General features: G+C 50.1%; 16 protein-coding genes and 1 pseudogene. All 17 read left to right on the top strand.

What is annotated here, in order from left to right; translation table 11 throughout:
- The first annotated feature begins 85 nt into the window (after nt 1-85).
- The gene (locus tag DWV57_RS13335; RefSeq protein WP_120021026.1) at nt 86-1582 is read left to right on the top strand and encodes a site-specific integrase; all 1497 of its coding nucleotides are present in this window, start codon (nt 86-88) and stop codon (nt 1580-1582) included.
- Nucleotides 1583-1722: 140 nt separating this feature from the next.
- Complete coding sequence (locus DWV57_RS13330; RefSeq protein WP_133303652.1) at nt 1723-2151, top strand: helix-turn-helix domain-containing protein; 429 nt, start codon at nt 1723-1725, stop codon at nt 2149-2151.
- A 125-nt stretch (nt 2152-2276) separates the two neighbouring features.
- On the top strand, nt 2277-3146 hold the full coding sequence (locus tag DWV57_RS13325; RefSeq protein ID WP_120021024.1) for a DUF6017 domain-containing protein: 870 nt from the start codon (nt 2277-2279) through the stop codon (nt 3144-3146).
- A complete protein-coding gene (locus tag DWV57_RS13320; protein WP_120021023.1) occupies nt 3146-3982 on the top strand; it encodes a ParA family protein in 837 nt (278 codons plus the stop codon). The genes DWV57_RS13325 and DWV57_RS13320 overlap by 1 nt, the downstream gene beginning before the upstream one ends.
- Entirely contained in the window at nt 3939-4883 is a 945-nt protein-coding gene (locus DWV57_RS13315; protein ID WP_120021022.1) for a ParB/RepB/Spo0J family partition protein, read from the top strand. Before DWV57_RS13320 ends, DWV57_RS13315 begins: the two co-directional genes overlap by 44 nt.
- 67 nt (nt 4884-4950) lie before the next feature.
- On the top strand, nt 4951-5373 hold the full coding sequence (locus tag DWV57_RS13310) for a hypothetical protein (RefSeq protein ID WP_097839639.1): 423 nt from the start codon (nt 4951-4953) through the stop codon (nt 5371-5373).
- Nucleotides 5374-5381: 8 nt separating this feature from the next.
- On the top strand, nt 5382-5582 hold the full coding sequence (locus tag DWV57_RS13305) for a hypothetical protein (protein ID WP_117536130.1): 201 nt from the start codon (nt 5382-5384) through the stop codon (nt 5580-5582).
- Entirely contained in the window at nt 5509-5946 is a 438-nt protein-coding gene (locus tag DWV57_RS13300) for a DUF3846 domain-containing protein (RefSeq protein WP_097839637.1), read from the top strand. The genes DWV57_RS13305 and DWV57_RS13300 overlap by 74 nt, the downstream gene beginning before the upstream one ends.
- A gap of 24 nt (nt 5947-5970) precedes the next feature.
- Nucleotides 5971-6435 (top strand): PcfB family protein, encoded by a 465-nt coding sequence (locus DWV57_RS13295; RefSeq protein WP_120021021.1) that lies wholly within the window; start codon nt 5971-5973, stop codon nt 6433-6435.
- Nucleotides 6432-8198, top strand: a complete 1767-nt coding sequence (locus DWV57_RS13290; protein WP_117506354.1) for a VirD4-like conjugal transfer protein, CD1115 family — start codon at nt 6432-6434, stop codon at nt 8196-8198. The genes DWV57_RS13295 and DWV57_RS13290 overlap by 4 nt, the downstream gene beginning before the upstream one ends.
- 141 nt (nt 8199-8339) lie before the next feature.
- Nucleotides 8340-8555, top strand: coding sequence for a Maff2 family mobile element protein (locus DWV57_RS13285; RefSeq protein ID WP_055186938.1), 216 nt, complete (start codon nt 8340-8342; stop codon nt 8553-8555).
- Nucleotides 8556-8640: 85 nt separating this feature from the next.
- Nucleotides 8641-9123: a DUF3990 domain-containing protein gene (locus tag DWV57_RS13280; RefSeq protein ID WP_117477590.1), complete on the top strand. Its 483-nt coding sequence runs from the start codon at nt 8641-8643 to the stop codon at nt 9121-9123.
- Nucleotides 9101-9544: a hypothetical protein gene (locus tag DWV57_RS13275; RefSeq protein ID WP_015565208.1), complete on the top strand. Its 444-nt coding sequence runs from the start codon at nt 9101-9103 to the stop codon at nt 9542-9544. Before DWV57_RS13280 ends, DWV57_RS13275 begins: the two co-directional genes overlap by 23 nt.
- A gap of 15 nt (nt 9545-9559) precedes the next feature.
- Nucleotides 9560-9937: a hypothetical protein gene (locus DWV57_RS14355; protein WP_133303651.1), complete on the top strand. Its 378-nt coding sequence runs from the start codon at nt 9560-9562 to the stop codon at nt 9935-9937.
- A gap of 327 nt (nt 9938-10264) precedes the next feature.
- Nucleotides 10265-11131, top strand: coding sequence for a VirB6/TrbL-like conjugal transfer protein, CD1112 family (locus tag DWV57_RS13265; protein WP_120021020.1), 867 nt, complete (start codon nt 10265-10267; stop codon nt 11129-11131).
- Nucleotides 11132-11144: 13 nt separating this feature from the next.
- Nucleotides 11145-11510, top strand: coding sequence for a PrgI family protein (locus DWV57_RS13260; RefSeq protein WP_112146658.1), 366 nt, complete (start codon nt 11145-11147; stop codon nt 11508-11510).
- Nucleotides 11482-12924, top strand: a pseudogene (locus tag DWV57_RS13255) (conjugal transfer protein TraE); the annotation flags it as partial. The gene DWV57_RS13260 and the pseudogene DWV57_RS13255, both read left to right, overlap by 29 nt.
- Nucleotides 12925-12972 lie beyond the last annotated feature (48 nt).

The following is a 12972-nucleotide window of genomic DNA, read 5'->3' as shown; positions in this document are numbered from 1 at the left end:
CATCCTTGCAAAGCATCCTCGTTTATTCTAAACTATGGGTGCCTAAGAGAGCGGCGTTTAGCTACAGGCAGAAAGGAGCCTTAATATGATAAATGTAGCTGGACACCTGAGAGAACAAAACGGTACATATCAGATGATTCTAAGCTGGAAGGACACGACCGGAAAGCGCAGAACCAAATCAATCAGCACTGGCCTTCCCGTCAAGGGAAACAAAAAGCGGGCTGAATCCCTGTTGCGTCAAACACAAAAGGAGTTCAACCCGGAAACGATGCAGCAGGTCTGCGACCTTCCTGTATCGGAGTATTTCACCCGCTGGCTTCGGGAAAGTGTAATGAGCCTTCCTCCCGAAACTTACGGCAGATATGCTTATGACATGGGTAAAGTTATCATGCCTTACTTTGAAAAGAAGCAGTTGTCCCTGAAAGCTCTCGCTCCGCGCGATCTGGAAACGTTTTTCCGCTATGAACGCCAGCAGGAGGAAGCAACGGTTCAGCAGCTTCTGGATTGGCACAAGGAACTATCCGATGCCTTTCAGTACGCAATTGACAGCAACTGGCTGAAAGTCAACCCCATCAAAGAGGTTGACCCATGCCTTGATAATTCCCCGGTACTTTTCACCGATTTCTTTATGGATTGGTTGAAAATGATGAAGTCGCGTGTAGCAATCACGACCTATGCAAACTATGAAATCGTAATTACACGCAGGATCATTCCTTATTTCAAGCCATTCAATTATACCCTGCAAGATCTTGAGCAGCATCCGAAGTACATCCAAGACTTCTATCAGCATGAGCTGGATCGTGGCGTTACGGCAAACACCGTTATTCACTATCATGCCAACATCCGCAAATGCTTACAGTATGCCTTTCAGATCGGTATGATCCGTTCCAACCCGGCAGACCGCGTTGAACGTCCTCGTAAGGAAAAGTTCAAGTCGGAGGTCTATAAGGCGGAGGAGCTGGAGCAGCTTTTCAAAGTGATTCAGGGTGATCCATCAGAATTTGGTGTCATCATGGCTGCGTTCTATGGACTGCGCCGCAGTGAGATTGTTGGTCTGAAATGGGACGCAATCGATTTTGAGAACAAAACAATCAGTATCCAGCATACAGTCGTTTCCACAAAGGTTGATGGTGTTATGACCGAAGTCGCTCGTGATAGAACCAAAACGAAGTCCAGTTGTCGGACACTTCCCCTTATTCCTGCCTGTGAGCAAATGCTCAATAAGATGAAAAAGGAGCAGGAGTTGAACCGGAAGGTCTGTGGCAAAGACTACTGCACGGACTATCTCGACTATATTTATGTGAACCCTATGGGGCGGCGTATTCGCCCCGACTTTCTGAGCCAACATTTCCCGGATTTTCTGGTAGCACATCAGATGAAGCGCATCCGTTTCCACGATCTGCGCCATAGCTGCGCCAGCCTGCTTTACGCCAATGGCGTAAGCCTGAAAGAAATTCAGGAGTGGCTTGGTCACAGTGATATCAGCACCACCAGCAATATTTATACCCATCTGGACTTCTCCAGTAAGGTATCTTCGGCAAATGCTATCGTCAATATTTTCCCGGAGAACACGAAAGTATGAGCCCTAGTAAAAAAATAAAGCAGTCCAAAAGCCAAAAATAGCTTGAACTGCTTCATTGATGCCGATGGTGGGACTCGAACCCACATGGTTTCCCGAGCGATTTTGAGTTTTTATCCTCATCTTCCATCTGGTGTCATCCAGTGATATCTAGTGATATCTGGTTCCCACTGTGCAAAGGCAAAATTCACGCCTCAACGAACAATAATTTGAAATATCCACGATTTTTCGATGCGTTTTTCCTCTACTCTGTTTTTTCGGTTTGGACCGCCCAAATGGAAATTGGAGGGATGTTCAGGAGGGATGCAGGGCAAAACGCTCCTCTGCTTAGGCACAAAACGAAAGGAAAGTCAAGGATAATGAATCAAAATCAAGCAAAAGAGTATTATAAAAAATTATTTGTGAACTATCCTGATGTGCTGTCTGTCGAAGAAGCAACAACTTTACTCGGTTTCAAAAGCCAGACTGCCATCATCAGAAGAATCCATCAACATAGAATTCGCTGCCTGAAAGTCGGACGATCTTTCATGATTCCGAAAGAATATCTCATCGACTATCTTTTGGATAGCTAAATTATATAGCCATTATATTACATAGCGCACCACTTTTCAATAAGAAAAGAGTGCGCTTTTTATTTTCAAACGAAAGGCGGTTGATTTTTTGAACACAAGCTGGAGCAAAACGTTGAAAAAGCCACATGACCCTTGACTACTTTTACGGACAAGCCGGAGAACTGTTTTCGTTCTACCGCATTCCCAAGGCTCTTTTTCAGGAGCCACGGTTCCAGAGTCTGTCCACCGATGCAAAAACCCTGTACGGCATCCTGCTGGACCGCATGAGCCTGTCTGTGAAAAACGGCTGGCTGGACGAGCAGAACCGGGTGTTCATTATCTTCACGATAGAGGATGTCAAGAGGGCGTTGTGTTGCGCAGACAACAAAGCGACCAAGCTGCTCCGGGAACTCGAAAAGTTTGGTCTGATTGAACGAAAACGCAGAGGTCTGGGAAAGCCAAGTTTGGTGTATGTGAAGAACTTTTCGGCAGAATCGTCAAAATCAATATTCCAAAATCGTGATTTTCACGATTCTGGAGGCTTCAAAAACGCAAGTCAAGACCCTTCAAAATCACGATGTAATAAGACTAAAGAGAATGATACTGAAATGAGTGAGACTGATCCATTCTATTCTGAAGAAGCGGATGGGATGAGCAAACGCACCCAACTGGAAGAATATTTTTCTCAGTCTTTGGAGATAGACCTTTTGCTCCGGCTCTGCCCGGATGACGAGGACATTATCTACCAGATCGTAGACTTGCTGGTGGACACCTGCGCTACCAACCGTAAGCTGCTGCACATTGCTGGGGACGATAAGCCCGCCGAGGTGGTATGCAGTCGGTTTATGAAGTTGAACGCCGACCACATCCGCTTTGTGCTGAAGTGCCTTGCAGAGAACAGCAGTCCGATCCGAAACATGAAACAATACCTGCTCGCTTCTCTGTACAACGCACCCACCACGATGCAACTTTCCTACCAGAACCAAACCAACCACGACTTAGCGATGCGGAGGTGATGAAAATTTCAAAGAAAGCAACCACAATAGCCATCGTCAACCAGAAAGGCGGCACCGGCAAGACCACCACCTGTGAAAATCTGGGCATCGGGCTGGCGATGGAGGGCAAAAAAGTCCTACTGGTGGACGCTGACCCGCAGGGCAGCTTGACCATCAGCATGGGCTGGCAGCAGCCCGATGAACTGCCCACCACCCTTTCCACCCTGATGGCAAAAGCCATGGACGATCAGAGTATTCCGCCCGGTGAAGGCATCCTGCACCATGCAGAGGGCGTTGACCTGATCCCTGCTAACATCGAACTGGCAGGGCTGGAAGTGTCTCTCGTCAACTGCATGAACCGGGAAAAGATGATCAAACAGGTGTTGGACGGAGCAAAACGGGAGTACGATTATATCCTGCTGGACTGTATGCCCTCGCTGGGGATGCTCACCATCAATGCACTGGCGGCGGCAGACACTGCTTTGATACCCGTACAGGCTCAATATCTTTCTGCCAAAGGTCTGGAGCAGCTTTTGCAGACAATCTGTAAGGTACACCGGCAGAAAATCAATCCGAAGCTGAAAATCGAGGGCATCCTGCTCACCATGACGGACAGCCGCACCAACTATGGAAAGCAGATCGACACTTTGATTCGTCAGGCATACGGTAGTAAAATCAAGGCGTTCGACCAGACCATTCCCCGGTCTGTTCGTGCTGCTGAAACCAGTGCCGCCGGCAAGAGCATTTTCCAGTATGACCCCAAGAGCAAGGTGGCAGAAGCCTATCAATCTCTTGCGAAGGAGGTGTTGGTGGATGCCGAAAAGCGGCTTAAACGTAGCACTGAAAGGTCTCGATGATATTTTTTCGACCGAAGAGTCCCGGCAGGAAGAACAGCGGGAGCAGGTACAACAGATTCCCGTCAGCGAACTTTTCCCGTTCAAAAACCACCCGTTCAAAGTTCTGGACGATGATTCCATGACCCGGACGGTGGAAAGCATTTCGCAGTTCGGTGTGCTTGCGCCGCTGATTGCCCGCCCCAGACCAGAGGGCGGCTATGAGATCATCTCCGGGCATCGTCGGAAACACGCCGCAGAGCTTGCAAATCTGGACACCGTGCCTGTCATTGTGCGAAATATGGAGGATGATGCCGCCACGATATTGATGGTCGATTCCAATTTGCAGAGAGAACACATCCTGCCCAGCGAGCGGGCATTTGCGTACAAGATGAAGCTGGATGCAATAAAAAATCAAGGTGCTAGGTCAGATTTAACTTCGTCCCAAGTTGGGACGAAGTTGAGAGCCGATGAAAAAGTAGCAAAAGATTCAGGCGAAAGTCGCAATCGAGTCCAGCGTTTTGTGCGTCTGACGAACCTTGTCCCTGAATTGCTCGACATGGTGGACGAGAAAAAAATCTCTTTTAACCCTGCGGTAGAACTGTCCTATCTGGACGAAAAACAGCAACAGGATTTTTTAGAAGCAATGGATGCTTCCCAGAACGCACCATCTCTTTCACAAGCCATTCGGATAAAAAAGCTGGCGCAGCAGGGTGAGTTTGACTATGATGCAGTCTACAACATTATGAATGAGGAAAAGAAAAGCGAACTGGACACCGTGACCATCAAAAACGAAACCCTGCGGAAATACTTTCCACGCAATTACACGCCCCGGCAGATGGAAAGCATCATCATCAAGCTGCTCGACCAGTGGCAACTAAAAAAGCAACAGGCAAAACAGAAGAAGCAGGAAGAAGCGCGCTGATCGCAGACTGAACCAAAAGACCCAGTTCCGGGTCTTTTATTTTGCAAAAATTTTGGAGGAAACGTCTATGAACTTTACTACCACTCACATCCGTTCCGAGAAAGTCACCATTGATACTCGCATCTACACGATTCTGAACGGCAGAAAAAAGCCTGGTGAAGTCTATCTCGCTGCCATTGCCCCGGATATGGAGCTGACCATCATCACGCTGGACGAGGCTCCCGGCATCCTGCCCTGCTTTGAGGAGGATGATGCCTGCCTGAACCTTCCCAACACCTCGCTGCTGCTCTGCTACAACCCGGCGCAGGTGCTGAAGATGGGCGGAAAGCACTACCTGACCGGCCCGGTGATTCTTGTTCGCACCAACATGGACGGCGAGGTCATCTCGCTGACCATCGATGAAGTCTACTTGTTCCAGAAGTATCTGGCAAGCCACAGCATCACCCTGATGGCAGACGACCAGAAGCTGCCCTGCATCTGCATGGAGTGAGGTGTGCCATGCTGAACTTTTTTATCGGTTTCGCATTTTTTGAAGCCGGCGCTTTTTTCGGCTTCTTCGTGGCAGCTCTGTTGAACGCCGCCCATGCCTGGCAGGAGATCTCTATCAAATTCGAGGAGGACGATAATGGAACAGAACGAGAACACCTTGTCGGTGCTGAAAATTGCACCGGGACAGTATCCGCAGCAGGTCGAGATTGACAACAACCTGAAAGCCTTGCAGGAGGCGGTGGGCGGCACGATTGCTGCTGTTTACCCCTTTGCAGACCCAGTGGCTATCATCTGCAATGACGATGGTAAGCTCATGGGTCTGCCCCTGAACCGTGCTCTTCGGGATGAAAACGGAGAAATGTATGATGCCATTGCCGGAGACTTTCTAGTGGTGGGATTGGGCGAGGAGGATTTTGCATCCCTGACCCCAGAACTGGCACAGAAGTACGAGCAGCTTTTCCATCAGCCGGAAGCCTTTCTGAAGCTAGGCAACCGTCTGTTGGTGCTGCCGGTGCCTGATGAACCTCCCGCAGAAAAGCCCCGCACCAAGCCCCCGGCAGAGCATGACCGCTAAAATCACCCTGCTGCACGGGAGGTGATGGCATTGCAGGAAGAAATCGAACAGAAGTCATTCAACATTATGATCTCCACCACAAAGCTGTCTGCCCGGACTGTCCTGCGGGCAGTAAAGGCGGCGTTTCGGCTGTACCAGTCCAAGGCATCTCAAGGCAAACAAAGTGTCCGCACCCTGTTGCGGCAAAACCATGGTGTGTCCAGCGTGGAGATTAGCAAGACCGGCATCCGTGGGCTGGAACGCTACGCCAAAAAGTACGGCATCGACTATGCCATCCGCAAGGACACCTCCGAAGTGCCGCCCCGGTATCTGGTCTTTTTCAAAGCCCCGGATGCAGAAGCCTTCAACTCGGCGTTCAAAGAGTATTCGGCATCTCTGCTGAACAAAGACAAACGCCCCTCGGTGCTGGCAAAACTGCATGAACTGGTGCAGGCGGCGGCAGAACTCCCCGGCAAAGTCCGGCATAAGGAACAGGAGCGTGGACTGTGACCACGAAAAAGCTGACAAAGCTGCTGGCACTGTATCTGCCCTATATTTTGCTGGGGCTGGTGGCAACCAACATTGGCGAAGCGTGGCGGCTTGCCGAGGGCAAAGAGCTGGGGGATAAGATCATGGCGATGATGGGCACCGTTCCGGTGGCGTTTGCGAACCCGCTGCCCAGCTTGCATCCGCTCGATTTGCTGGTGGGCTTGTGCTGCGGTGCAGGGTTACGGCTGGCGGTCTATTTGCGTGGAAAAAACGCCAAGAAGTACCGCCACGGCATGGAGTACGGCTCTGCCCGGTGGGGCACCGCCAAGGATATTGAGCCGTTCATGGCACCCAAGTTTGCAGACAACATCATCCTGACCAAAACGGAACGGCTGATGATGTCCAACCGCCCACCGGACCCCAAAAACGCCCGGAACAAAAATGTGCTGGTGGTGGGAGGCTCCGGCAGCGGCAAGACGAGATTTTGGCTTAAACCCAACCTTTTACAATGTCATAGTTCCTATGTGGTCACTGACCCGAAAGGTAGTATCGTGGTCGAGTGCGGGAACGCACTTCTGAAAAACGGTTACAAGCTGAAAATCCTGAACACCATCAACTTCAAAAAGTCCATGCACTATAACCCCTTCGCCTATGTCCACAGCGAAAAGGACATTCTCAAACTGGTCACAACCCTGATGACCAACACCAAAGGCGAAGGGTCCGGTGGGGACCCATTTTGGGAGAAAAGCGAACGTCTTTTGCTCACTGCCCTGATCGCCTATCTGCATTATGAAGCCCCGGTGGAGGAGCAAAATTTCGCCACCCTGCTGGAAATGCTCAACACCATGCAGGTGCTGGAGGATGACGAGGAATATCAGAACCCGGTGGATCTGCTGTTTGAAGAACTGGCGAAAAAGAAGCCCAATTCCTTTGCCGGGCGGCAGTACAAACTTTACAAGCTGGCTGCCGGCAAGACCGCAAAATCCATCCTCATTTCCTGTGGTGCCAGATTAGCCCCCTTCGACATCCAAGAGCTGCGTGACCTCACTATGTACGATGAGCTGCAACTGGACACGCTGGGCGATAAGAAAACGGCATTGTTCCTCATCATGAGCGATACGGACAGCACCTTCAACTTCCTCATCAGCATGGTCTACACCCAGCTTTTCAATCTGCTGTGCGACAAGGCAGATGATGTATACGGCGGCAAGCTGCCCGTTCATGTACGGTGTCTCATCGACGAGTGCGCCAACATCGGGCAGATTCCCAATCTGGAAAAGCTGGTGGCCACCATCCGCAGCCGTGAGATCTCCGCCTGCCTTGTTTTGCAGGCGAGAAGCCAGTTGAAAGCCATTTACAAGGATAACGCGGATACCATTGTGGGCAACATGGACAGCCAGATTTTCCTCGGCGGCAGTGAGCCGACCACCCTGAAAGACTTGTCCGAGATGCTGGGCAAGGAGACCATCGACGCCTTCAACACCTCAGACACCCGTGGCAATAGCCCCAGTTACGGCACTACGTTCCAAAAGATGGGCCACGAATTGTTGAGCCGGGACGAGCTGGCGGTGCTGGACGGCGGCAAGTGTATTTTGCAGTTGCGTGGCGTCAGACCGTTTTTGAGCGACAAGTACGACCTGACCCAGCACCCTAACTACAAGCTGACCTCGGACTACGACCCCAAAAACACCTTCGATATTGAAAAATATCTGAACCGCAAAGAAAAAATCCAACCCGGAGATGAGTTCATCGTGGTGGATGCTGATTCGCTCCCGTCTGCCTGACCCGGTAGGCGGTTTTATTTTTATCCCGGTCAGAAAGGTGCACCAGAAAATCAGCCTTGCTGCGGTTATGCAACGTAAAACTACAAGATTTCGGGTGTGTACAAACGACCGGAAACGCTTTATAATAAAGGAGAAAAGACTATGGAATTCTTCAACTCTGCTATCGAAGTTCTTCAGACTCTGGTTGTCGCTCTGGGTGCCGGTCTCGGCGTTTGGGGTGCCATCAACCTGCTGGAAGGTTATGGTAACGACAACCCCGGCAGCAAGAGTCAGGGCATGAAGCAGCTCATGGCTGGCGGCGGCGTTGCTCTGGTGGGCATTACCCTGATTCCCCTGCTGAGCGGTCTGTTCGGTTAAGAACAGCGGGCGGCGATTGCCGCCCGGTACATATTTATAATAAGGAAAGCCATAGTAACGATCTCACATACAGAAGGTGAATCAGATGAGCGAGATTTTATTGTATCATGGCAGTAAAGAAGAAGTTGTCTATCCCGAAATCCGCATCACACGGTATACAAAGGACTTTTCTTGGGGATTCTACTGCACGAACAGCTATCAACAAGCCTACCGCTGGGCAGACCGCCGTTCTGCCGATGGTATTGTGAACGTCTATCGCTATGTAGAGAATCCTGACCTGAAAATCCTGCGTTTCCCTGAAATGTCGGACGAATGGCTGGATTTCATTGCAAAATGTCGTGCAGGCGAAACCCATCCCTATGATATTGTGGAGGGTCCCATGGCAGATGACACCATCTGGGACTATGTCAATGGATTTACGTCCGGGCAGATCAGCCGTGAAGCATTTTGGGCATTGGCGAAGTTCAAGCATCCAACACACCAGATCAGCTTTCATACCGTAAACGCTTTGCACTGCCTGACCTTTGAGAGGAGTGAATCCATCCATGACCGAAAAGCAGAAAAATGATGTTCTCTACGTTTGCAGCCTGATCGAGACCATCGCCCGTAAGACCAAAAATCATCGGCAGGATGTGATTCGTCACTTCACAAAAGCCGGCATCGAACGGCAGCTCCGGCTGGCAGAAGTAAACCACTGTCTGTCCTTTGAGCAGGTTTCAGATGAGCTGATTGAAGATCTCAACATCCCGGATGGGGATTTTGATACTGCTGCGGAGTGCCGCTATACGGTCCCTTCTGCAACCTCCATCGGAATGCTGTATCAGGGGCTGGTGCTGTCCACCATGAAAGATGAAGATGCTGCACAGGCAATTCTGGATGTTTTTTCGTCGTTTATCACGGATGAGATCTCCGATTTCAATTCCAACGTATACTACACCAATCCTGATTATCTCCGCTGCTCCTATCTGGAGGGCAAAATGCTTGCTTGAGAAAGGATTGTTATAATGGCAAAAAATCAACATAATGCAGGGCTTCATTATAGACCTCTCAATCAACTTGGATTATCAAACTTCAATGATTATATAGAAAATCCCATTGATAGTCGTTTTAAGTTTAATCCGCCCCCTCTAAAATGTGGTAAGCTTTTTGGACTTTGCAAAGCTGATCGTCAAAAAGAAAAGCTTCAGAAACATTGCCCGTGGCATCCGCTTCTAAAAATGAAGGCATTCACATTAGAGATCAACGGAGAAGCTGAATACATTTGGTATTGTAAAGAATGCGATTGTTATTATATGAACCCCTTTTGGCGAAATGGAGAAAAACGCATCCTTGATGTTTATCATAAGGTTCCTGTTCGCCGACTTATAAAAACAGCTATATAGCTTTGATTATGATTTGCCGATTGCCGAAAAGCAGTCGGCTTTTTTGTTTCCGTCGAACACTTTTTGTGTTTGCTCATATCATTTCATCTATCATTCATCAATCAAAAATGATAGATGAAATGAGGGCATTGTTCCATACGGCGGCTTGAGCAGCAGCGGAAAGCCCTCTGCAGCTTGCAGTTTTATTAAATGTCCGTGCTCCAAGCCGCGTTTTTATCCACCCATCCATGAAAGGCGGTGCTATTATGCAGTTTTTGACCCACATTATTTTTCTCCTGAATCTCCTCAAGACCCTTATCAACCATTTCAGCTAAGGACGGTGACTGAATGGAAACCGTTCTCAAAGCCATTGCCGACTGGATCAAAGGCATCCTGACGGCAGGCATTATGTCCAATCTCTCCGGCTTGTTTGATGATGTGAACACCCAAGTGGGCAACATCGCACAGCAGGTGGGCACCAAGCCCTCCAGCTTTGAGCCACGGGTGTTCGCCATGATCGAATCGCTGTCCCGGAACGTGGTGCTGCCCATTGCAGGCATCATCCTGACCTTTATCGCCTGTTACGAACTGATCGAGATGATTACCCAGCACAACAATATGGCACAGTTTGAGCCTGCCCTCATCATGCGCTGGATTTTTAAGACTGCTATTTCGGTGTGGCTCATCAGCAATACTTTTGACATCGTGATGGCGGTGTTCGATGTCACCCAAAAGGTGGTATCCGATTCCAGCAGCATCATTGCCGGAAATACCCGTGTCAACGACATTGGCTTGTCCATGCTGCAATCCAGCCTGATGCAGATGGACGTTGGTCCCCTGTTCGGGCTGTTTTTGCAGTCCTTCTTCATTGGCATCACCATGCGCATCCTGTCCATCGTTATTTTCGTCATCGTCTACGGAAGAATGATTGAAATTTACTGCATGGTGAGCCTTGCGCCCATCTCCATGGCGACCTTCGGCAACCACGAGCAGAGCCACATGGGGCAGAACTACCTGAAATGCCTGTTTGCACTGGGTTTTCAGGGCTTCCTGATCTTGATTTGTGTTGCCATTTATGCGGTGCTGATCCAAAGCGTAGCGATTTCCGGGGATGCCATCAACTCCATTTGGAGCATTGTGGGCTACACCGTTCTGCTCTGTTTCAGCCTGTTCAAGACCAGCTCGGTGACGAAATCCGTCCTCGGAGCGCACTAAAGGAGGTGCTTTATTGGCTGCGTATATTTCAGTTCCCCGTGACCTGACGAAAGTGAAATCGAAGGTCGCGTTCAACCTGACCAAACGGCAGCTTGTCTGCTTTGGCACAGCGGCTCTCATTGGAGTGCCGCTGTTTTTTGTTCTCCGGGATTCCGGCGGCAACACTGCTGCCACCCTCGGTATGATGGCGGTGATGCTGCCGGCGTTCTTCCTTGGGATGTACGAGAAAAACGGTCAGCCCATGGAAAAGCTGCTGTCGTACTATGTGCAGTCCCGGTTTGTCCGCCCGAAGATCCGCCCCTACAAGACCAACAACTACTATGCGATTTTGATGAAGGGAGGCGCAACCTATGATTCCGTTTTGGAAAAAGACCGGTAAGGACGGCAAGAAAAAACCGCAGAAACCCGCCGTGCCCCGGACCGCCCAGCAGTCCATCCCCATGCAGCGGATGTTTGAGGATGGCACCTGCCGGGTGAAAGCAAACTACTACACCCGCACCATCCAGTATCAGGACATCAATTATCAGTTGGCGCAGCAGGAGGACAAGACCGCCATTTTCGAGGAATGGTGCAGTTTTCTGAACTTCTTCGATTCCAGCATTAAGTTTGAATTGTCCTTTGTGAACATGGCAACCGACAGCACCGAGTTTGAAAAGAGCATCCGCATTCCGTTCCAGAAGGACGGTTTCGATGATGTTCGTGCGGAGTACAGCCAGATGCTGCGCCAGCAGCTTGCCAAGGGCAATAATGGTCTGACCAAGACCAAATTCATCACCTTTGGTGTGGAGGGCGAGAGCATGGCACAGGTCAAGCCCCGGCTCGACCACATCCAGAATGACCTGCTGAATAACTTCCACCGGCTGGGGGTGCAGGCAAAATCCCTGAACGGTGTCCAGCGGCTGAAGCTCATGCATGATATGTTCAACATGGATGGCGCATCCAAGTTTCACTTTGACTGGAAAGACCTTGTGAAAAGCGGGCTTTCCGCGAAGGATGCCATTGCGCCCACCGCCTTTGCCTTCAAGAACAGCCGCACCTTCCAAATGGGCGGTATCTTCTGCGCCGTCAGCTTTCTGAGCATCACGGCATCCGACATCAGCGACCAGCTTTTGAAGGATTTTCTGGACATGGATTCCAGCCAGATCGTTACCATGCACATCCAGTCCGTTGACCAGAACCGTGCCATCAAGACGGTGAAGCGCACCATCACGGAACTGGACCGCAGCAAGATCGAGGAGCAGAAAAAAGCTATCCGTGCCGGGTATGATATTGACATCATTCCGTCGGATTTGGCGACCTACGGCAGGGATGCCAAGGCTCTGCTGAAAGAATTGCAGAGCCAGAACGAGCGGATGTTCCTCGTCACTTTTTTGGTGCTGAACACCGGCAGGACTGAACAGGAACTGGAAAACAATGTTTTTCAGGCATCCAGTATTGCCCAGAAGCACAACTGCAACCTGTGCCGACTGGACTTCCAGCAGGAGCAGGGTCTGATGAGCAGCCTGCCGCTGGCAGACTGCCAGATCGAAATTCAGCGGGGACTGACCACCAGCAGCACGGCTATCTTCATCCCCTTTACCACGCAGGAATTGTACCAGAGCGGAAAAGAATCGCTGTACTACGGTCTGAATGCTCTGTCCAACAACCTGATTATGGTGGATCGCAAGAAGCTGAAAAACCCGAATGGCTTGATTCTTGGTACTCCCGGCTCCGGTAAAAGTTTCTCGGCAAAGCGTGAAATTGCCAATGCGTTTCTGGTGACGGACGATGATATTATTATCAATGATCCCGAAGGCGAAGTGCGACACGAAGTCGCGTAATGTATTGCGTGTAAACGCTAC

Source organism: Faecalibacterium sp. AF10-46 (genome assembly GCF_003604105.1).
Taxonomy (GTDB): Bacteria; Bacillota; Clostridia; order Oscillospirales; family Ruminococcaceae; genus Faecalibacterium; species Faecalibacterium taiwanense.
The sequence above is the reverse complement of the archived record's forward strand: the minus strand, read 5'-3'. Positions and strand labels throughout refer to the sequence as shown.

Bases quoted from the DNA above. Each gene is read 5' to 3' on its own strand.
- DWV57_RS13275 (WP_015565208.1), top strand. From the start codon at position 9,101: ATGACCGAAAAGCAGAAAAATGATGTTCTCTACGTTTGCAGCCTGATC.
- DWV57_RS13305 (WP_117536130.1), top strand. From the start codon at position 5,382: ATGCTGAACTTTTTTATCGGTTTCGCATTTTTTGAAGCCGGCGCTTTT.
- DWV57_RS13320 (WP_120021023.1), top strand. From the start codon at position 3,146: ATGAAAATTTCAAAGAAAGCAACCACAATAGCCATCGTCAACCAGAAA.
- DWV57_RS13300 (WP_097839637.1), top strand. From the start codon at position 5,509: ATGGAACAGAACGAGAACACCTTGTCGGTGCTGAAAATTGCACCGGGA.
- DWV57_RS13325 (WP_120021024.1), top strand. From the start codon at position 2,277: ATGACCCTTGACTACTTTTACGGACAAGCCGGAGAACTGTTTTCGTTC.
- DWV57_RS13310 (WP_097839639.1), top strand. From the start codon at position 4,951: ATGAACTTTACTACCACTCACATCCGTTCCGAGAAAGTCACCATTGAT.
- DWV57_RS13280 (WP_117477590.1), top strand. From the start codon at position 8,641: ATGAGCGAGATTTTATTGTATCATGGCAGTAAAGAAGAAGTTGTCTAT.
- DWV57_RS13295 (WP_120021021.1), top strand. From the start codon at position 5,971: ATGGCATTGCAGGAAGAAATCGAACAGAAGTCATTCAACATTATGATC.
- DWV57_RS13285 (WP_055186938.1), top strand. From the start codon at position 8,340: ATGGAATTCTTCAACTCTGCTATCGAAGTTCTTCAGACTCTGGTTGTC.
- DWV57_RS14355 (WP_133303651.1), top strand. From the start codon at position 9,560: ATGGCAAAAAATCAACATAATGCAGGGCTTCATTATAGACCTCTCAAT.
- DWV57_RS13315 (WP_120021022.1), top strand. From the start codon at position 3,939: ATGCCGAAAAGCGGCTTAAACGTAGCACTGAAAGGTCTCGATGATATT.
- DWV57_RS13265 (WP_120021020.1), top strand. From the start codon at position 10,265: ATGGAAACCGTTCTCAAAGCCATTGCCGACTGGATCAAAGGCATCCTG.
- DWV57_RS13335 (WP_120021026.1), top strand. From the start codon at position 86: ATGATAAATGTAGCTGGACACCTGAGAGAACAAAACGGTACATATCAG.